The organism is Flavobacterium aerium, assembly GCF_030766725.1.
In the GTDB taxonomy this organism is placed as follows: Bacteria; Bacteroidota; Bacteroidia; order Flavobacteriales; family Flavobacteriaceae; genus Flavobacterium; species Flavobacterium aerium.
The window spans coordinates 59,836-80,719 of record NZ_JARQWR010000002.1 but is presented as its reverse complement, the minus strand read 5'-3'; the positions used below and the strand labels follow the sequence as shown (position 1 = coordinate 80,719).

Annotated in this window: 19 protein-coding genes and 1 tRNA gene; 6 read left to right on the top strand and 14 right to left on the bottom strand. The window is 32.2% G+C overall.

Annotated features, from left to right (window positions below; all coding sequences use genetic code 11):
• Positions 1 to 8 precede the first annotated feature (8 nt).
• The 14 genes from P6733_RS02955 to P6733_RS02890 all read right to left on the bottom strand — a co-directional run bounded on the left by P6733_RS02955 (position 9) and on the right by P6733_RS02890 (position 15,449).
• On the bottom strand, positions 9 to 902 hold the full coding sequence (locus P6733_RS02955) for a diacylglycerol/lipid kinase family protein (protein WP_306350111.1): 894 nt from the start codon (positions 900 to 902) through the stop codon (positions 9 to 11).
• Positions 899 to 2,884 carry an LTA synthase family protein gene (locus P6733_RS02950; RefSeq protein ID WP_306350110.1) on the bottom strand — a complete coding sequence of 662 codons (1,986 nt, stop codon included), beginning with the start codon at positions 2,882 to 2,884 and terminating at the stop codon, positions 899 to 901. The genes P6733_RS02955 and P6733_RS02950 overlap by 4 nt, the downstream gene beginning before the upstream one ends.
• A gap of 166 nt (positions 2,885 to 3,050) precedes the next feature.
• Positions 3,051 to 5,087: a hypothetical protein gene (locus P6733_RS02945; RefSeq protein ID WP_306350109.1), complete on the bottom strand. Its 2,037-nt coding sequence runs from the start codon at positions 5,085 to 5,087 to the stop codon at positions 3,051 to 3,053.
• Between the two features lie 75 nt (positions 5,088 to 5,162).
• Positions 5,163 to 5,909 carry a 3-oxoacyl-[acyl-carrier-protein] reductase gene (gene fabG, locus P6733_RS02940; RefSeq protein ID WP_306350108.1) on the bottom strand — a complete coding sequence of 249 codons (747 nt, stop codon included), beginning with the start codon at positions 5,907 to 5,909 and terminating at the stop codon, positions 5,163 to 5,165.
• 229 nt (positions 5,910 to 6,138) lie between these two features.
• Positions 6,139 to 6,477 carry a tRNA-binding protein gene (locus P6733_RS02935; RefSeq protein WP_306350107.1) on the bottom strand — a complete coding sequence of 113 codons (339 nt, stop codon included), beginning with the start codon at positions 6,475 to 6,477 and terminating at the stop codon, positions 6,139 to 6,141.
• Positions 6,478 to 6,500: 23 nt separating this feature from the next.
• On the bottom strand, positions 6,501 to 7,835 hold the full coding sequence (locus P6733_RS02930; protein WP_306350106.1) for a polymer-forming cytoskeletal protein: 1,335 nt from the start codon (positions 7,833 to 7,835) through the stop codon (positions 6,501 to 6,503).
• Between the two features lie 160 nt (positions 7,836 to 7,995).
• The gene (sucD, locus tag P6733_RS02925; protein ID WP_306350105.1) at positions 7,996 to 8,868 is read right to left on the bottom strand and encodes a succinate--CoA ligase subunit alpha; all 873 of its coding nucleotides are present in this window, start codon (positions 8,866 to 8,868) and stop codon (positions 7,996 to 7,998) included.
• A 116-nt stretch (positions 8,869 to 8,984) separates the two neighbouring features.
• The gene (locus tag P6733_RS02920; RefSeq protein ID WP_306350104.1) at positions 8,985 to 9,350 is read right to left on the bottom strand and encodes a nuclear transport factor 2 family protein; all 366 of its coding nucleotides are present in this window, start codon (positions 9,348 to 9,350) and stop codon (positions 8,985 to 8,987) included.
• Positions 9,350 to 10,279, bottom strand: a complete 930-nt coding sequence (locus P6733_RS02915) for a UDP-3-O-(3-hydroxymyristoyl)glucosamine N-acyltransferase (RefSeq protein WP_306350103.1) — start codon at positions 10,277 to 10,279, stop codon at positions 9,350 to 9,352. The genes P6733_RS02920 and P6733_RS02915 overlap by 1 nt, the downstream gene beginning before the upstream one ends.
• An 89-nt stretch (positions 10,280 to 10,368) precedes the next feature.
• Complete coding sequence (efp, locus tag P6733_RS02910) at positions 10,369 to 10,935, bottom strand: elongation factor P (protein WP_306350102.1); 567 nt, start codon at positions 10,933 to 10,935, stop codon at positions 10,369 to 10,371.
• A gap of 21 nt (positions 10,936 to 10,956) precedes the next feature.
• Positions 10,957 to 11,742, bottom strand: coding sequence for an acyl-ACP--UDP-N-acetylglucosamine O-acyltransferase (lpxA, locus tag P6733_RS02905; protein WP_306350101.1), 786 nt, complete (start codon positions 11,740 to 11,742; stop codon positions 10,957 to 10,959).
• 15 nt (positions 11,743 to 11,757) lie between these two features.
• Positions 11,758 to 13,146: a bifunctional UDP-3-O-[3-hydroxymyristoyl] N-acetylglucosamine deacetylase/3-hydroxyacyl-ACP dehydratase gene (locus P6733_RS02900; RefSeq protein ID WP_306350100.1), complete on the bottom strand. Its 1,389-nt coding sequence runs from the start codon at positions 13,144 to 13,146 to the stop codon at positions 11,758 to 11,760.
• A 13-nt stretch (positions 13,147 to 13,159) separates the two neighbouring features.
• Positions 13,160 to 14,179, bottom strand: a complete 1,020-nt coding sequence (lpxD, locus tag P6733_RS02895; protein ID WP_306350099.1) for a UDP-3-O-(3-hydroxymyristoyl)glucosamine N-acyltransferase — start codon at positions 14,177 to 14,179, stop codon at positions 13,160 to 13,162.
• Positions 14,180 to 14,213: 34 nt separating this feature from the next.
• A complete protein-coding gene (locus P6733_RS02890) occupies positions 14,214 to 15,449 on the bottom strand; it encodes an HD domain-containing protein (protein WP_306350098.1) in 1,236 nt (411 codons plus the stop codon).
• A gap of 306 nt (positions 15,450 to 15,755) precedes the next feature.
• Between P6733_RS02890 and porX the strand changes: the two genes are divergently transcribed.
• The 6 genes from porX to P6733_RS02860 all read left to right on the top strand — a co-directional run bounded on the left by porX (position 15,756) and on the right by P6733_RS02860 (position 20,809).
• Positions 15,756 to 17,309 carry a T9SS response regulator signal transducer PorX gene (porX, locus tag P6733_RS02885; protein ID WP_306350097.1) on the top strand — a complete coding sequence of 518 codons (1,554 nt, stop codon included), beginning with the start codon at positions 15,756 to 15,758 and terminating at the stop codon, positions 17,307 to 17,309.
• Positions 17,310 to 17,324: 15 nt separating this feature from the next.
• Complete coding sequence (gene tsaE, locus P6733_RS02880) at positions 17,325 to 17,732, top strand: tRNA (adenosine(37)-N6)-threonylcarbamoyltransferase complex ATPase subunit type 1 TsaE (RefSeq protein WP_306350096.1); 408 nt, start codon at positions 17,325 to 17,327, stop codon at positions 17,730 to 17,732.
• Positions 17,733 to 17,786: 54 nt separating this feature from the next.
• Positions 17,787 to 18,980 (top strand): alanine dehydrogenase, encoded by a 1,194-nt coding sequence (locus tag P6733_RS02875; RefSeq protein ID WP_306350095.1) that lies wholly within the window; start codon positions 17,787 to 17,789, stop codon positions 18,978 to 18,980.
• 100 nt (positions 18,981 to 19,080) lie between these two features.
• Entirely contained in the window at positions 19,081 to 19,452 is a 372-nt protein-coding gene (locus P6733_RS02870; RefSeq protein ID WP_306350094.1) for a DUF4258 domain-containing protein, read from the top strand.
• A 74-nt stretch (positions 19,453 to 19,526) separates the two neighbouring features.
• Positions 19,527 to 19,601: transfer RNA gene (locus P6733_RS02865), tRNA-Val, on the top strand.
• Between the two features lie 368 nt (positions 19,602 to 19,969).
• On the top strand, positions 19,970 to 20,809 hold the full coding sequence (locus P6733_RS02860; RefSeq protein ID WP_306350093.1) for a DUF5694 domain-containing protein: 840 nt from the start codon (positions 19,970 to 19,972) through the stop codon (positions 20,807 to 20,809).
• The last annotated feature ends 75 nt before the right edge of the window (positions 20,810 to 20,884 follow it).

The window sequence follows — 20,884 nt, the reverse complement described above, 5'->3', positions numbered from 1 at the left end:
ATTATGTTTTATACGACTTCTTCGTTCAATAGTATTTTTAACGAGTGTGGTAGTACTGAAACGTTTATAATATTGGTAGACAGGTTGTAATATTCTCCATCGATTTGTATATCGGTGGTTTCATTTTCTGGAAAAATAATTGTTGCTTTCTGAATTAAATCACGGTGGGATTTCTTTAGTTTCTCTGTTTTATTAAAGAGTACTAATCCTCCTAAATACATTTTATTCAAAAAGTTTAATTTCTCTACAATCAATAGGTCTAAAAGTCCGTCTCTTAAACTTGCTGAAGGTGTTAAACTCATCTTATACCCCATTTCATTTGAATTGGATATAAACAGCATAAATGGCGCTACTTCTAATGTTTTATTGTTCATTTGAACAATTGCCTTTGGTGCTTTATAAGCTGTAGAGGCTTTCATTGAGGCTTTTACATAGGCAGACAGGGTTCTCTTTTGATGTTTTTCATAGTTATGAATAATCATTGCATCGATTCCTAATCCCATATTACTAAAGAAATAGTGTTCGTTTACTCGTCCTACATCTATGGCTTTTGCTTGCCCATTTTTAATAATAAGAATTGCTTTATCGATATTCTGCGGAATCTTAAGGTTGGATGCTAATCCGTTTCCTGATCCAATAGGGATTATCCCTAATTGAATTTCCGTATTAATCAAACAAGATGCTACTTCATTAATCGTTCCGTCACCTCCACAGGCCACAATAACATCGGGCTGCTTCTCTATTGCTGCTTTTGTAAGCGTTATAGCGTGTTTTTTATATTTTGAATAGTCAATATCAATCTTATACTTTTCTGTTGGAAAATAGGCTTCTAATAGGCCTTTCGTAATATTGTGTTTTCCTTTTCCTGAAATTGGATTTACAATAAAATGTAAATAGATCATTCTTTTAATAATTTATTGGTATATAAATAATCAGCTGTTTGATACCATGAAATTGCTTCATTTAAGAAATTTTGATTCATCGGTAATGGTTTCAAACTATTATCTACTTTATTCCATTGATAGAAGGCTTGTTTCTTTTGGTCTGACAAAATCATCACGCTATCTTGTTTCATTAGTACTAACTTTCTGTACGTTGCTACAAATGCTCGTTCTTTAAAGCTCTTATCTAATACATTTTCTCCAAACAAATTTGTCTCATAATCCCAGTGTAATAGGGAGAACAACGTTGGGAAAATATCAATTTGTGAACATTGTTTTGTAATTTTCTGATTGTAATTTTTTGGCAAATTAACGATAAAAGCTGGAATATGATAGTTTGCTACATCAATTTCGTCTTTACCAGCACTGCTTGCACAGTGGTCTGCAATGATTACAAAAACTGTATTCTTAAACCATGGCTTATTTTTCACCTTGTTAAACAGCTCTTTAATAGCAAAATCTGTGTATTGTACAGCTCCGTCTCTACCTGTTCCGGATGCAATACTTACTTTATTGCCTGGATAGGTAAATGGTCTGTGGTTTGATGTGGTCATCACAAAATTCAAGAATGGTTTTCTATCCTTGTATTGTTGATCGGATACTTTTATCAATTTATTGAAAATATCTTCATCGCAGATTCCCCATGCGTTTTCAAAAGTGACTTCGTTATCATCAATATTATGTCGTTGCATTTTTATTTTATCACTCAATACACTTCCTCTTCCTCGATCGTAAATATTAAAACCATTTCCTCCAAAATAACTGTTCATATTATCAAAATAACCGTCTCCTCCATAAAAGAAATTGCATTCGTAGTTTTTTGCTTTAAATACGTTTGATATTGTGAATAATCCTTGATTATCAGGTCTTTTTACAATACTTTGTCCCGGTGTAGGTGGAATTGATAGAGTAACGGCTTCCATACCTCGCACAGTACGGGTTCCAGTAGCATACATATTTGAAAAGAATACACTTTGATCTTTTATAGAATCTAAAAATGGCGTGATATTGTGCTCGTTTCCAAATTCTTTCATAAAACTAGCACTTAGGCTTTCTACCAGGATAAAAACAACATTTGGTTTTTCTGCATTGGACGATAGTGTGTCTTTAATGTTTCTTCGAATTGAGAAAGGGTCATTGCTCACAAACTGACTTTTATCCTCAGATAGGTGTGTTCTTACAAAATGGAAGGCTACATTGTTTTGTATTGATGTATAGAAGTCTTCATACTTCATTTGGTTGTTTCTAAATTCTGCAAAGAAGGAATAAATCCCCGCTTTTGATATTTCTGTATTGTATCTATTGCTAGACCATTCTGCTTGTTTATTGGTGATAAAACTAGCATAGAAAATCATAATCAAAATTGCTGGTATTACTACTGTCAACCTTTGTTTTAAAGAGGCTTTACCTGAAAACGTATTCTGAAAAGCTTGTTTTTTATAACAAATGAATACAATAATTGAGGTTATCAAAGTAACTCCTCCAATTAAAAGTGGTAAAGGATAAGATTCTTGAATATTCTTTACCACTTCGTGTGTATAAATCAAATAATCTACTGCAATAAAATTAAATCGAGTTTTAAATTCATCCCAAAATGTAATCTCCGCAAAAAAGGTAAATACCAAAATGAAGATTGTAAGAATGAAAACAAAATATATTAGAATTTTATCTAACCAAGACCCAATATATCGATTGGGGAAAATGAGAAGATAAAGAATACTCGGAAACACAATAAAGGAACAGGTTCCAATATCAAAAAATAACCCAGTAAGCATTGTTCTTAAGAAGTCAATAATATTCCAAGAAACTTCGGTACGTTGCCATATAAAAAAGATCAAACGTAACACAAAAGAGAATACTACAAATCCTTTGATAAAGATAAATAGTAATGAAAATCTTTTGGATAAATTTCCTGAGGTAATTGAATTGAATTTAGATGTCATAGTTGTATTAATTTCTAATACAAAATAACGCCTGTTAAAAGATAAAATTGAACCTATTTTGGTAATTTAAGCGAATCTTAAGAATTGGGGTTAAGTCCTGAATTACAGACTTCTATTGAAATTCAACTCTTTATAAATGGAATCGTATTAAAATGAAGTTAAATGGTTATAATAAACCATTGTATTTACGAATAAACCATTCTATTGTTAACGCTAGTGCAATTAAGATTAGTAGCCATACGGTATCAATTAATGGTGATTTTTTGACAATGGCTTTTTGCACTGCTTTATAATCTTCATTTTTAATCAAACGTTCAATTAGCTGGTCTACCTGATTTGCAAAATAATGTTGTCCTTTCGTTTGTTGCCCTAATTGTGTTAGTTTATTCAAATCGGGATTTACAAATTGTTTTTCAATATCAAAATCCAGTACTTCAAAGTACCCCGAATAACTACTACCACTGGTGCTTTCTTTTACTGTAAAGTTGTAAGCTCCAGCAACCAATCCATCTAAATTAACTTTGTAAAGACCATTCCCTTTTAGTAAATCATAGGTTTTGGTCTGCTTCGTTTCTTTATTCGTTAGTACAATTGTTAATCGTGCATTTTCATCAAATTCATAATTCTTATTGAAATACTGAGCGGTTATTGTAATTGCTTCTCCTGAATTATAAAAGGATTCGAAATTGACTATTAATGATTTTTTTGCATTATTTGTAGATAGAAATTGTATGCTTTTATCGATAAAAACATCGAATGATTCAAAGGAGTTCTTATCCAAATGGCTTTGCATACGCCACTTCCAAATATTCTCTCCTAATAAAAATGCCTGACGTTGTCCTTGATTGTCTGTATAGGCCAATAAAGGAGATTCTGTCTGGATATTACGAACTTTGGAGAATAATAGTACTTCTACTTTACTGTTTGCTTTAACGGTTCCAAAAGCATTTTGTAAGGGTGGGAAATTTTCAAATCCGATATCTTCTGTTGCAAACAGATTATACTGCCCATTAAATGCTGCGGTATAATCTTCACGTTGATTGTTCATCTTAAATTCTAAACTATTCTGCTGTTGATTCAAGAATGCATAATCAGTACTCAATCCAGTGATGATCCAAGTATTAATGTGTGCTAATTTATTTTCATCAAAAATTGCTTTGAAAGCTGCTGTTGGCTGATATAATATTAAAACATTATAATCCTTTATAGCGCCAATTTCGTTTGGCTTGACAATTTTGACCTTGCGCTGCATGTTCGTCTCAATAGAGCGTTTCAATGCTCCTACATCTGGATGATTGATTGCGGAGACAATTGCAATTTCAGATTTTTGATCGATTACTTCTACTGCAAAATTCTTAGTATTGTTATAGGTGTTTTTTTCTGCTTCTTTAGAACTAATAGACGCTTTAAAAATCTGTAAGCCTACTTTATCCGCTGGTAATAGTACATTGAGTACGGCTGATTTTTTTGTTTTTGAGAATGTAATTGCTTCTCGGTGTAATGTTGTGTTTCCTTGCGAAATAACAACATCTGTGGTTACATTTTTATTTCCTGCATATTGCAAAAATACTTCTACTGGAAATTTATTTTTATGAAAAGCATATTTATTGACATTCAATTGGCTTACTTTCAAGTCCAAGTAGGTTGTTGTATCTCCTAATACAATAGGATATACTGCATTATTAGCCTCAAAGCTATAGATATAATCATTCCCTATTGTTTGGTTACCATCCGTTAAAATAACGGTTGGAAATGATCTGTTTTTATATAAATTCTTTAGATTTTTTGCTACTTGATCTAGATTCGTTTGATGTCCTTTAAAGTCAAACTGTTCTGCTTGCTCAAATTCACTATCAAACTTATAGGATTGAATGTCAAATTTTTCCTGTAAAGCCTTATTAGAGCTTATCTTTTGATATAATTGAACGGCTAATTCATTTTGCTTTAATTCAATGATAGAGCTTGAATTGTCTACAATAAGTGGTAAAGGTGTTTTTACAGTTTCAAAGGTATTGTGGGTAATCTTAGGATTTATCAGTAATACCAGTATTCCAAAAATTGCTACAAAACGTAAAAAAGCCAAAAGTAAGTGTACTTTCGACTTACTTTTGGCTTTATAATAATATTGAATATAAACCAAGAATAATGCTACAAGTACAGAAAGTAATAATAATAATAATAATAATATTGTATTGATAGTCATTATCTAGTTTTATCTATATGGTTAAGATATTGTTTATTTTAAAAAATCTGAAACAAACCTTTTATGTGTCATGTTTTAGGTTAACATACCACCGTCAACATTCAATACTTGGCCTGTTACATAAGCAGACATATCTGATGCTAAGAAAACACAAACATTAGCTACATCTTCTGGTGTTCCACCTCTTTTCAATGGAATATTATCTCTCCATCCTTGTACTACTTCCTCGCTTAATTTTCCAGTCATTTCTGTTTCAATAAAACCTGGTGCAATTACATTACAACGAATGTTTCTTGATCCTAATTCTAATGCTACCGATTTTGAGAATCCAATTACACCTGCTTTTGAAGCCGCATAATTAGTTTGCCCTGCATTACCTTTTACTCCAACTACAGAGCTCATGTTGATGATTGATCCGTGGCGTTGTTTTAAGAATGTTTTTTGAACTGCTTTTGTCATATTAAAAACAGATTTTAGATTTACTTCGATTACTTTATCAAAATCATCTTCTGAAATACGCATTAATAAATTATCTTTTGTGATTCCTGCATTATTAATTAATATATCAATAGCACCAAATTCAGCTATTACATCATCTACTAGTTTCTGTGCTTCATTAAAATCTGCTGCATTCGATTGATATCCTTTTGCTTTTACACCTAATGCAATCAATTCGTTCTCTAAGGCTTTAGCTGCTTCTGCAGAAGCACTATAGGTAAAAGCAACATTTGCTCCGTGTTTTGCAAATACTTCTGCAATTCCTCTTCCAATACCTCTACTGGCTCCAGTAATAATAGCCGTTTTTCCTTCTAATAATTTCATATCGTAAATTGGGTTTATTAATCCTATAAGGTCACAAATATAATAATTAGGAACTTAGATACATATTTTTATACTGTAGGATTTAAAATTCCTATCTTATAAATGTTATATTTTTTACATAAAAAAACATAACTCATTGTATATAGGAAGATTAAACTATTCGATTTCTCTGCTTCTACTTTTTAATGTTGTATAAAAATTCAAATCTATCGGTTTCTTCTTTATATATTTAGCCTATTCTTAAACCATTTTCACTTGGTCGCTCTGGTGTCATTAGAGTAACTTCTTTATCAGCTCCTACTGCTCCTAAAACAAGACATTCACTCATGAAATTTGCAATCTGTTTCGGCGGAAAATTGATTACCGCAACAACTTGTTTTCCAATAACTTCTTCTGGTGTATATAGTTTTGTGATTTGTGCTGATGTTTTTCGTATTCCATGTGGACCAAAATCGATTTTTAGTTTGTAAGCCGGATTGCGTACTTCCGCAAAAATTTCTGCTTCAATAATGGTTCCTACACGCATTTCAACTTTTTCAAAATCACTCCACGTTAAATTATTTTCCATATTATATTGTTATTTTTTATGTTTTATTTGTATCGACTTAGTTTTGTTTTATATTTTTCTAGATACTGATTCAATTTTTCTTTATTCAAATCCGTATCATAATATTGAAGAGCATATTCAATCATTTCTGCACTGCAATGATGACTAAAAATAAGATCTAAAGATTTAATATCTTCATCAACTACTGCTTTAAGAATTTCTATTTTATCAATCGCTTTTTCTTTACAGATTTTATCGAGAAACAATCCTTTTCCCATTTTCACATATTCGACAAGTAGATTCTTTGTAATAAAAGCTTCTGGAACTTCCTGAATGTTGGGTTCATAGCTTCTATTTTTCATCGCTTTTAGAATTAGTTCTTCCGTATAATAGCGTTCTGGGATTAAATTTAGTATTGTTCCTTTATCTGCTGCAAGAATGCAGAGTTTTTCTGTAATAAATTGCGCCGGTATTACGCGTAATGCTAATCCATCTTTTTGTACTAAACTAATGCATAAAGCTTCTGTAATATATTCTTCCTTACAATATGGCAGTGCGTAAAATGTTTGATTTAAGGCTTTATTACACAGCGCTTCATCTTTATAATCAAAGGGCACTCTCTTTAAATCTCTATAATTTTTATTTACTTTTTCTGTCCAATATTGATAGTCTCTTATTGTTTTCTCAGAAGTTTGCAACACCCACTCTCCTTTTGCTAGATCTCGTTGTAATTCCTCAAAAGTAGTTGTTAATGTACTTGACAAATGTTGGGTTAATACGGATGAAATAGTCCAATCGCCCTCGTCATTTTCTCCACATTCATTTTCTTCAGAGTGTGAATCCGTTCCTTTATCATTATAATAAAACAGAGATATTTCTTTATTACCAAAAATCGTATGATGATCGTTTACTATGAATACAGGAGCTGTAATTGTTCCTTCACATTTGAATGTTCCATGATTATAATCACACAACACAACTTCTTTTGCAATACAATTTCCTTTTAACTCTGCATAGGAACCTCCTAATAAAAGACTCTGGCATTGCACATTTCCTTTATTATAGATAAATGGTCCGTAGTCCCCTATTTCATTTATTATTGATCCATGTACCGTTAAATCTCCCAATACAATAATCCCTTGAATTCTTCCTGAAAATTGTTTTGTTTCTTTTACTTGTAAAAGCTTGAATAATTTTTCTGTTTGGCCTTCTTTAAATACATCTAGGATTAAATGACTGTTCACCACCACATCGTCTTCTGCAACTAATAAATAATCTTGCTCATCCCAATCATCAAAATAATCAAATCCTTCAAGTTCATCTAAAAAAGGGTATTTATTCTTTACTTCTAAAAAGTGTAATAATCTAAACTCTGACATGTATTCTTCTATTAATATTCCAATTTAAAAATTGGAATTTAAATATACAAATTATTTATACAGTAAGAATTCTTACCGTTTTATATTCTTAAATTTATCCTACAAAAAAAGCCTCGATATTTAGATATCGAGGCTTTTTATATGATTCAGAAAATTTAGATTATCCTAAAACTTCTTTTACTTTTTTTCCAATTTCTGCAGGAGAATCAACAACGTGGATACCACATTCTCTCATGATACGTTTTTTAGCTTGTGCAGTATCATCTGATCCACCAACGATAGCTCCAGCATGACCCATTGTACGTCCAGCAGGTGCAGTTTCACCAGCGATAAAACCTACAACTGGTTTTCTGTTACCATCAGCTTTAATCCATTGTGCAGCATCAGCTTCTAATTGACCTCCGATTTCACCAATCATAACGATACATTTCGTTTCTGGATCATTCATCAATAATTGTACAGCTTCTTTTGTAGTAGTTCCAATGATTGGATCTCCACCAATTCCGATTGCTGTAGTAATTCCTAAACCTTGTTTTACAACTTGGTCAGCAGCTTCGTATGTTAATGTTCCTGATTTAGAAACGATTCCTACCCCACCTTTTTTGAAAACGAAACCTGGCATAATACCAACTTTAGCTTCACCTGGTGTAATAACACCTGGACAGTTTGGTCCGATTAATCTACATTCTTTACCTTGAATATAATCATAAGCTTTAATCATATCAGCAACAGGAATACCTTCAGTAATAGTAATGATTACTTTAATTCCTGCATCAGCAGCTTCCATAATAGCGTCAGCAGCAAAAGCTGGCGGAACAAAAATAATAGTTGTATCAGCACCTGCTTGTTCTACTGCATCTTTTACAGTATTAAAAACTGGACGATCTAAATGTGTAGTACCACCTTTTCCTGGTGTAACACCACCAACAACATTGGTACCGTATTCAATCATTTGAGAAGCATGGAAAGTTCCTTCACTTCCTGTAAAACCTTGAACAATTATTTTTGAATCTTTATTAACTAAAACACTCATGATATATTTTTTAAATTGTTTTTAAAAATCTGATGCAAAAATAGACTTTTGATGCCTAACAATAAAGTTTTTTTGCAACTTTATAACTTTAATAAATTGTAATCTTAAATTCAATATTATGACAACTGGCTCATTTGATATCCTTTGAACAATTTCTGTTCTTTTAACTCCCAAATTACAATGAATTTTGCCAATGCAATTTCTTCGGTTGGATTTTCAAACAACGTTACATATTGTCTGTATCGCAATGTAACCAAGTTATCTTCCTGTAATAAATGACTAATTTCTACGCGTGAAGTATTGTAGGATCGTTCCAACTCATCTGCCAACTTCAAAAGTCCATGGTGATCAAATTCGTGAAAACCTTTACTGCTATCCCATTCCAAAGTGACTTCGGGATGAAGATATGCTTGCATTTTCTCTTTGTTGATTAATGCATCAGACTGATAAAAATCATAAACAATATCTTTACTAGCTTCCATTATTTTAATTTATTAAGAATTTCTGGTATTTTTTTTACGTTGGCCAATTGTTTCAATTTCTCACGAGATTCTTCAATCGGTGTTCCAAAATAACTTTTCCCTCCTTCTACAGATTTGGTTACACCTGTTTGGCCTAAAATAACTGCTTTTGCTCCAATGGTAATACCACTGGTTGTTCCTACTTGTCCCCAAATAGTTACTTCGTCTTCTATAATCACACAACCTGCAATTCCAGTTTGTGAAGCAATCAGACATTTTTTACCGATAACAGTATCATGTCCTACATGTACCTGATTATCGATTTTGGTTCCTTCTCCAATCGTTGTATCGCCTGTTACACCTTTATCAATTGTACAAAGTGCTCCTAGATGAACATGGTCTTGTATTACTACTCTACCACCTGATTTTAACTGATCAAAACCTTCTGGTCTTTTTTTATAATAAAAAGCATCTGCTCCCAATATGGTTCCTGCATGAATAACAACATGATCTCCAATCACAGCATTATCATAAATTGTAACATTGGGATGAATCAGACAATTTTTTCCAATCACTACATTGTGTCCTATAAAAGTATTCGGTTGGATTATAGTTCCTTCACCAATTTTTGCTGAAGGTGAAATCGCAACATTTGAGTACTGAAAGGGTCTAAAATGATTGGTCAATATATTAAAATCCCTAAATGGATCATCCGATATCAATAAAGCTTTTCCTTCTGGACAGTCAACAATTTTATTAATTAATACAATCGTCGCAGCAGATTGTAAGGCTTTATCATAATATTTTGGGTGATCTACAAATACAATATCTCCTGGTGTTACAACGTGAATTTCATTCATCCCTGAAACAGGAAAATTGTCATCTCCTACATATTCACAATGAATAATTGTAGCTATTTCTTTTAAAGAATAATTTTTAGGAAATTTCATTTCTAATTTTTAGAATTCAGTATTTAGCGTCCAATGCACAATGTTCCGTAATCTTATTGAAAAATTACGGAACATTGCAATACTGTAAACTATTCTTTTACTCGTTCCATGTAGGAACCTGTAGCGGTATCAATTTTGATTTTATCTCCTTCATTGATGAATAAAGGTACATTTACGCTTGCTCCTGTTTCTACTTTCGCAGGTTTCGTTGCATTGGTTGCTGTATTTCCTTTTACTCCTGGTTCTGCATACGTTACTTCAAGGATTACTGAAGCGGGCATATCTACTGATAATGGAACGTCTGTTTCTGCATTGATAATAATCATTACATTTTCCCCTTCTTTCAATAAATCTGGTGCATCCAAAACACTTCTGTCTAAATAGATTTGTTCGTAAGTCTCAACATGCATGAAGTGAAACTGATCTCCTTCTGGATATAAGAATTGGAATTTGTGTGTTTCAACTCTTACATCTTCGATTTTATGACCTGCAGAAAATGTATTATCTAATACTTTACCATTGGTCAAACTTCTTAATTTTGTTCTAACAAAAGCAGGTCCTTTACCTGGCTTAACGTGAAGGAACTCGATGATTTTGTAGATATCATTATTAAATTTGATACATAATCCGTTTCTAATATCTGAAGTACTAGCCATATTTTCTAATTATATTGTTTATTAATAAATTCCTGAATAACCTTTCATCACCCCTCTTGATGAGTTTCTAATGAATAGAATTACTTCATCACGTTCTGGCGTTGCTTCCATTTCGGCTTCAATGATGCCTAAAGCTTGTGTCGTGTTATAATTTTTTTGATATAATATTCTATATATATCTTGTATCTCTCTGATTTTCTCTGTAGAGAATCCTCTTCTTCTCAATCCTACTGAATTGATTCCGATATAAGATAATGGTTCTTTTGCTGCTTTTGTAAAAGGTGGTACATCTTTACGAACTAAAGATCCCCCAGAAATCATAGCATGATCACCAATATTGATGAACTGATGTACTGCTGCTAATCCGCCAATGATAGCAAAATTACCAACGGTTACATGTCCTGCTAAAGCTACTCCATTTACAATAATTGCATTATCTCCAATATGGCAATCGTGTGCAATATGCGCTGTTGCCATAACTAAACAGTTACTTCCTATTTTGGTTTGTCCAGATGCTACTGTACCTCTATTGATTGTAACACACTCTCTAATTGTTGAGTTGTCACCTATAATCGCTAAAGAATCTTCACCGCCAAACTTTAAATCTTGTGGTACTGCTGAAATTACGGCTCCAGGGAAAATATTACAATTTTTTCCGATTCTAGCGCCTTCCATAATAGTAACATTAGACCCGATCCATGTTCCCTCACCAATTTCTACATTATTATGTATCGTAGTAAAAGGTTCAATCACTACATTTTTAGCGATTTTAGCTCCAGGATGTACGTATGCTAAAGGTTGATTCATAATTGAAATAAATAATTAATTCTTTTTAGCTATTTGAGCCATTAGTTCTGCTTCTGCAACTAGTTTTCCATTTGCATAAGCATTTGCCTGCATGTGACAGATTCCTCTTCTAATAGGGATAATCAAGTCACATTTAAATATTAAAGTGTCTCCTGGAAGTACTTTATGTTTGAATTTAACTTTATCAATTTTCATGAAATACGTTAAATAATTCTCTGGATCTGGAACAGTACATAATACAAGTATACCTCCTGTTTGAGCCATTGCTTCTACAATCAATACACCCGGCATAACTGGTGCTTCGGGGAAATGCCCTACGAAGAATGGTTCATTCATCGTTACATTTTTCTGTCCTACCACATGACTGTCTGATAATTCTAAAATCTTGTCTACCAATAAAAATGGTGGACGGTGTGGCAATATACTCATGATTTTATGAATATCCATCAAAGGTTCTTGATGTAAGTCATAAACAGGTACTTGATTACGTTGCTCGATTTTTATAATTTTAGATAATTTCTTAGCAAATTGAGTGTTTACAAAGTGTCCTGGCTTATTAGCAATTACTTTTCCTTTGATACGCATTCCTACTAAAGCTAAATCACCTACTACATCTAATAGTTTGTGTCTTGCTGCTTCATTTGGATAATGTAACGTAAGGTTATCTAAAATACCATTTGGTTTCACAGAGATTGAATCCTTTTCAAAAGCTACTTTTAATCGTTCAATTGTTTCAGCAGAAATTTCTTTATCTACATATACAATTGCATTATTTAAATCGCCTCCTTTGATTAATCCATTCTCTAATAAAGCTTCTAATTCATGTAAGAAACTGAATGTTCTTGCATTTGAAATTTCATTTTTAAAATCAGAAATGCTTTTCATTGTTGCATTTTGTGTACCTAAAACTTTAGTACCAAAATCCACCATCGCAGTTACCTGATAATCATCATACGGCATAATAAGAATTTCACTTCCCGTAGCTTCATCAGTATAAGAAATAACTTCTTTTACAACATAAACTTTACGTTCAGCATCTTGTTCTTCAACTCCTGCTTTTTCAATTGCTTCCACAAAATACTTTGATGAACCGTCCATAATTGGTGGCTCAGAAGCATTCAATTCGATGATAACGTTATCGATATCACATCCTACAAAGGCAGCTAATACATGCTCAGAAGTCTGGATCTTAACGCCTTTTTTTTCTAAATTGGTTCCTCTTTGAGTATTTACAACATAATTTGCATCTGCCTCAATTACGGGATGCCCCTCTAAATCAACTCTCACAAATGAAAATCCATTGTTTACTGGAGCAGGTTTAAAAGTCATTGTAACTTCCTTACCTGTATGAAGTCCAACACCTTTTAACGAAATTTCGTTTTTGATGGTAGTCTGTTTAACCATTGTTTATGCTTTTTTATTTGTTATTCTTTAAAATTTTATCAACGTCAGAAACAATTTTTGGCAAGTTTTTAAAATGCACATACGACTTATTAAAATCGTTATAATTGAAAGATGGTGTTCCTTGAACAACTTCGCCATCTTTTAAATTTCTGGAAATACCACTTTGCGCTTGGATTCTCACATTATTCCCAATCGTTAAATGCCCGGCTACACCTACTTGGCCTCCTAGCATGCAATTTTTACCGATTTTGGAAGATCCTGCAATTCCACATTGTGCTGCAATAACGGTATTCTCTCCTATTTCAACATTATGAGCAATCTGAATTTGATTGTCTAATTTTACACCTTTACGAATAATTGTTGAGCCCAATGTAGCTCTATCAATTGTCGTACAAGCTCCTATATCCACATTGTCTTCAATAATCACATTTCCGATTTGTGGAATCTTACTGTAGCTACCTTCTTCACTTGGTGCAAAACCAAAACCATCGGCTCCGATTACAACTCCTGAGTTTATCACGCAACTATTCCCAATAACACTATCTGAATAGATTTTTGAGCCAGCAAAAATAGTAACATTATTTCCAATTGTAACATTGTCACCAATATAAACATTCGGATACAACTTTACATTGTTACCAATTTTTACTTGTTTTCCAATATAAGTGAATGCTCCAATGTATATTTCATCTCCATAAACAACGTGTTCCGAAATAAAGGAAGGTTGTTCAATACCTGATTTATTATTTTTTACTTGATCATAAAACTCCAATAATTTTGAAAATGATTGATAAGCATCTTCTACTCGTATAAGAGTTGTTTGTATAGGTGCTTCCGCAACAAAAGTTTTATTAACTATTGTTACTGAGGCTAATGTTGTATATATGTAATTGATATATTTAGGATTAGCCAAAAAAGTCAAGGAACCTTCTGTTCCTTCTTCGATCTTGGATAATTTATAGACTTCCGCTTTAGGATTCCCTTCCACTTCGCCTTCTAAAATACCTGCTATTTGGTCCGCTGTAAATTTCATCGCGACAAAAATATAAAAATTTGAAAAGTAAACTTTAGTTTTCAACAAGTACTTTTGGAAAACAAATAAAATATTTTGTTACGGGGCGTGATAATGCCTTCAAATTTAATTGATCTGACGCCTCCAAAACATCTTCTATTGTCTTGTCCTTTTTCAAGATACGTATTGGTTCTTCTTCTTTATTGTATGCTTGATTCTTTACTTTACCTTTAAAAATAAAATAGCTTGCATCCTGTAGAGAAATATGACTTAATGCCGCAAAATCGGCTCTTTTACGGTCTAATTCCTCTGTCGAATACTTTTCGCTGCTTAATTTTATCTTTAATAAATCTCTATTGATAATCATTTTACTCAGATTTCCTAAAACAAAATCTTCGTGAAACTGCCATCCTTTAATAGCTCCCATGATATCAAAGTCATCCAATTGTGCAAATTGATTCAAAACGTTATCATCAAAATTTTCGTTCGTTACTTTATTTTGAAGAAAATATTGCAATGGTGGACTACAAGGTAAAAGTATACCTTTTTGAGTAAGTTCCTTCGCTCTTTTTAGTATTCGTGTCAAAATAGATTCGGCTACTAAACTCGTTTTATGTAAATAGGCTTGCCAATACATCAATCTTCGGGCAACTAAGAATTTTTCTACCGAATAAATTCCTTTTTCCTCAATGACCAATGTATCATCTACCACATTCATCATTTGAATTAATCGCTCAGAATTAATATTCCCTTCTGCTACTCCCGAATAGAAACTATCTCTTTTCAAATAGTCCATGCGATCCATATCCAACTGACTTGAAATGAGTTGCAACATAAATTTACGATGGTATTCTCCTTTGAATACCTGAATAGCTAAACTCATTTTACCTTTAAACTCTTCATTTAGTTTATTCATCAGTAATAATGAAATAGACTCATGGCTAACATCTTCTACAATACTATGTTCCATAGCGTGTGAAAATGGTCCATGTCCAATATCATGTAGAAGTATCGCAACATAGAGTGCTGTTTCCTCTTCTTTCGTAATAGAAACGCCTTTAAAACGTAAAACTTGAACTGTTTTCTGCATAATATGCATACAGCCCAATGCGTGATGAAAACGCGTATGATGTGCTCCAGGATAAACTAAATAAGACATTCCCATCTGCGAAATCCTTCTTAATCGCTGAAAATAAGGATGTTCTATCAAATCATAGATCAAAGAATTCGGTATCGTTATAAACCCATATATAGGGTCATTCAGTATTTTTAATTTATTAATTTTACTCACGTTTAATAGATAACTTTGTTACAAATATAATTAATTAGAATTCAGTTAATAGAATAGTGATTCAATAAAAATCATACTTTTTTTAACACCCTTTTTTCTGCTTTCTAAATTTGACTGCTCTTTTCCTTTTTTAAATTCATTTATTTAATAAGCCTTCATAAGATTTTCTTCACATTACCGTTTCAATCTAATAGTCTAAAATAAAATTTTAAGTCCCATTTTTTTATTAAAAAATTAAGAACAATAAATTTTAAACTGATTAAATTGCTCACTTCATTTATTACATTTGAAAAAGAATTATTTTTTATGGAAAAAATCAAAATACTTTGGGTTGACGACGAAATTGATCTTTTGAAACCACATATAATGTTCTTAGAGAAAAAAAACTACGCTGTAACTACTTGTAATAATGGTAGTGATGCGATAGATCTTTTTGACGAACAAAACTTCGACATTGTTTTTCTAGACGAGAACATGCCGGGATTAAGCGGATTAGAAACTTTAGCTGAAATTAAAGAGAAAAAATCTTCTGTTCCTGTTATCATGATCACGAAAAGTGAAGAAGAATATATTATGGAAGAAGCTATTGGTTCTAAAATAGCCGATTACCTAATCAAACCTGTTAATCCAAACCAAATTCTTTTAAGTTTAAAAAAGAACCTTGACCATTCTCGTCTTGTGTCTGAAAAAACGACTTTAGATTATCAAAAAGAATTCCGAAAAATCTCCATGGAAATGGCGATGGTCAATTCATTTGAGGATTGGATTGAATTGTATAAAAAATTGGTTTTCTGGGAAATTGAATTAGAAAACATCAATGATCAAAGCATGGTGGAGATTCTTGAATCTCAGAAATTGGAAGCCAATTCTCAATTCGGTAAATTCATTGAAAAGAACTATGAATATTGGTTTGATAAGAATGAAGAAAAACCGATTCTATCCCATACTCTATTCAAGGAACTAGTTGTCCCGGAATTAAAAAAGAAAGATAAACCGATTCTTTTTGTCGTTATCGACAATTTAAGATATGACCAATGGAAAGCTTTTGAAGGCATTGTGAATAATTATTACAAACTGGAAAAAGAAACTTCTTATTACGCCATTTTGCCTACAGCTACACAGTATGCTCGTAATGCTATTTTCTCTGGTTTAATGCCATTGGAAATGGAAAAAATGTATCCACAATATTGGAAAAATGACGTAGAAGATGGTGGGAAAAACCTTTTCGAAGCTGAGTTTTTAACGGAACAATTGAAACGTTTAGGACTTAACATCAAACAAGAGTATTTCAAAATTACGAACTTTCGTGATGGTAAAAAATTAGTGGACAATTTCAAATCTTTAAAAAATAACGATTTGACTACTATTGTCTATAATTTTGTGGATATGTTATCCCATGCTAAAACAGAAATGGATGTTGTAAAAGAATTAGCTTCAAATGACAAAGCATACCGCTCCCTTACTTTAAGCTGGTTCAAAAACTCTCCATTACTTGAAATGATCCAACAGGCTCAAATGATGGGCTTTAAATTGATTTTAACTACCGATCACGGTACTATTAACGTTAAAAATCCATCGAAAGTAATTGGTGATCGTAATACTAGTTTGAACTTGCGTTACAAAACTGGACGTAGTTTAACTTTCGAGGATAAAGATGTGTATCACATCAAAGATCCAAAAAAAGTACATTTACCTGCCATAAACATGACAAGTTCTTATATTTTTGCAAAAAATGATTTATTCCTTGCTTACGTTAATAATTATAATCATTACGTGAGTTACTATCGAAATACTTATCAGCATGGTGGTATTTCATTAGAGGAAATGATTATTCCATTTTTAGTTTTTAATCCCAAATAATCGCATCTATTTTTAATGGAAATATTATTTTCGCTTGCCGAAATTGACCAGGTAGCACAACAAATTATTGCCAGTAACCCTAACAAAGTCATCGTGTTTCACGGTGACATGGGAGTTGGTAAAACTACTTTGATTAAAGCTTTAGCCAAAGCATTCGGCGTTAGAGGAGCTACCAGTAGTCCTACATTTTCATTAGTCAACGAATACGAAACTGAAAATGGAGATCGTATTTATCACTTTGACTTGTATCGATTAAACAAAGAAGAAGAAGCTTACGATATGGGAATTGATGAATATTTATATTCCGATGAATGGTGTTTTATTGAATGGCCTGAAAGAATTCCTAATTTGATTCCAACTGATCATACCACAATCAAAATAAAACTAGCCTCTCAAGGGAAGCGAAATTTGTTATTGAAATAACGGGCTGTTAAACATTTTTTTTCGTAATTTGTATCAATTTTTCATAACAGTGCTATGTCTATAACCCCCTTCACTAAATCCCAATTGCTTCCTCAAGAAGAGAAGCTTGAAATTGCTAGACATAAGAGTGAACTTTTTATTGGCGTTCCTAAAGAAACGTCTTATCAGGAACGACGAATTTGTTTAACTCCAGATGGTGTTAATTCTTTAACGTCACACGGTCATCGTGTGCTTATGGAAGCCGGTGCCGGAGAGAGTTCTAGTTATACGGATCGGGAATATAGTGAAGCCGGTGCAGAAATTACACAGGATACTAAAAAAGTATTCAGTTGCCCTTTAATCTTAAAAGTGGAACCGCCTACGATTGAGGAAATTGAAATGATGATACCGGATGCGTTAATTATCTCGGCAATTCAACTCAAAACACAGAAAAAGAGTTACTTTGAAACCTTATCAAAAAAACGAATTACAGCTTTAGCCTTTGAATTTATTCGGGATGATGATGGTTCTTACCCAGCTGTAAAATCACTCAGTGAGATTGCAGGTACAGCTTCTGTACTTATCGCTGCAGAATTGATGATTAATCAAAAATTTGGAAAAGGATTACTTTTTGGAAATATAACAGGTGTTCCTCCTACAGAAGTTGTTATTCTAGGTGCAGGAACTGTTGGCGAATATGCTGCCCGTACTGCATTAGGCCTTGGCGCCACTGTCAAAGTTTTTGATAATTCGATTACAAAACTAAGACGTTTACACAATACTTTAAATCAACGTATTTTCACTTCAACAATTCAAGACAAAGGTTTACTGAAAGCTTTACGTCGTTGTGATGTCGCTATTGGTGCTATGAGAGGAAAGGATCGTTGCCCTGTTGTCGTTTCTGAAACGATGGTTGAGCATATGAAAAAAGGAGCTGTAATTGTCGATGTTAGTATTGATACTGGCGGATGCTTTGAAACTTCGGAAGTAACTACGCATGAAAAACCAACATTCATCAAGAATAATGTAATCCATTATTGTGTTCCCAATATTCCTTCCCGTTATTCCAAAACAGCTTCTCTAACCATTAGTAACATTCTTACTCCCTACCTTCTTCAGATTGCTGAAGATGGCGGTATAGAAAGCGCCATACGTTGCACACAGGGACTAAAACATGGGATCTATATGTATCATGGGATTTTGACGAATAAAGCGATTTCAGAGTGGTTTACATTATCCTATAGCGACATTAACCTGATTGTATTTTAAAATACTCCCAATTCTTTAGTAAAATCACTCCGATTCAATTCTGCTTCAGTTAGAATTGCTTACTTTTGCCGCACAATTATTTTTATAAAATTTATTCCAAATGAAGTTTGTTCACAGATTAGCATATTATATGCTTGGGTTTAGTATAGGTATCGTATTTTTATTGTTCTTTTTAAGCGGTAAACACACGCGTTGCAGCTATTTTCCAAATCAAAGAGTTTTAAATGATCTTAGACAAAAACCTGTTGTTTATTCGGATGCTACAATCCTAAAATTATCCAATAAAGAGGTTGACACAGTTGATATTCGCAATACATTGGAGTTTGGTGATGTAGATTTTGGAAAAAGTAATGTCCCTGATGATAATGGTAAATTATACATCATCGAAGGTAAAACAACTAAGAACGAACCTATTACATTAGAAATCGTAAATATGTCTGATCGTATTTTTTTAAAAGACATAAAAAAATAATAATTTTTCTTACCAATACGCTTGCAGATCTAAATAACATGTGTATATTTGCACTCGCAATCAGTAAATGATTAGGGCGATTAGCTCAGTTGGTTCAGAGCATCTGGTTTACACCCAGAGGGTCAGGGGTTCGAATCCCTTATCGCCCACAACACAAAAGCTTCAGTGAAAACTGAGGCTTTTTTTATTTCTATTAAGTCATAGGCAAACATTTATAAAAATTGGTAAATCTTTGAAAATACTATAAGCTGACAAGAAATCTTCAAAACCCATCATTTTTCAAAAAAATATAGTGTTAAAAAGTATACAATCTTTTTAATAGAATTTAATACTAAAATGGCTAGCATGTATTAGGTGTTACATTACATAAAAAAAAGAAATATTAATTTACGGAAAACCCATCTTACTATTCTTTTTTTTGTGTAGTATTGTGAAACTTTACGATACATTACGTAAAAGAGCTAGTTAACGGAAATTTTAAAACAACAGTACGAAATAAAAAATTATCGGCAATATAATGAAAACATTTTTTACACTTTTTTTTACACTTTTTTCTATTTACACTTTTAGTCAAACCAAATCAAAAATCAATGTTGTTTTAATTGGAACTTATCACTTTAACAATCCTGGTTCTGACGAGGCAAAAGTGAAAGAGAGAAATATTTTATCACAAGAAAACCAAGAAGCACTTGAACGAATTACCAATAAATTAATCAAAAAATATAAACCTAGTAAAGTATTTGTAGAAAGTGACTTTGCTAAAAAAAAATCGTTAAATGAAATGTTTAATTTGTATAAAAATGACAAACCATTTTATAACATTGATGCATTAGATGCTTATTACAAACGATTTTATACCGAAAATGAAATATTTCAATTAGGCTTCCGTCTGGCTAATAGGGCAAAAAATGATAGTATTTATCCAATAGATTATGATAAAGTTCCTATTCGATTTAACTTAATAAAATCAAAATTAGAAGCCAATTCAACTTTCAATTATTCTGATTACAATGTAGAAATTGCTAAACTAGGAACTTTTTTTAATGATTGTTTAAGCAAAAACACATTAGAAAACGTTTATAAATGTTTAAATTCTGAAGAACAGTATCAATTAAATAAAGGTTTATATATTTCATTTCTCAACAGAATAAATAAAGATCCTGATTTTTTTGGTTCAGACCTTGTTTCAGCTTGGTACAAAAGAAATCTAATTATGTACGCGAATATTCAAAATCAAGTTACTACGACTGACAAAAATATAATAATAATTGTTGGCGCAGGACATGCTGCAATGATGGAAGACTTTATAAAAATGGACACAAGATTTAACTTAATAAAAATTGACCAAATTTTATAACTAATGGTTATTGAATTGAGTTAACATCAATGAGGTTTTTCTTCAGCGTAGTCAGTTCTATAAATTTGTAAACAT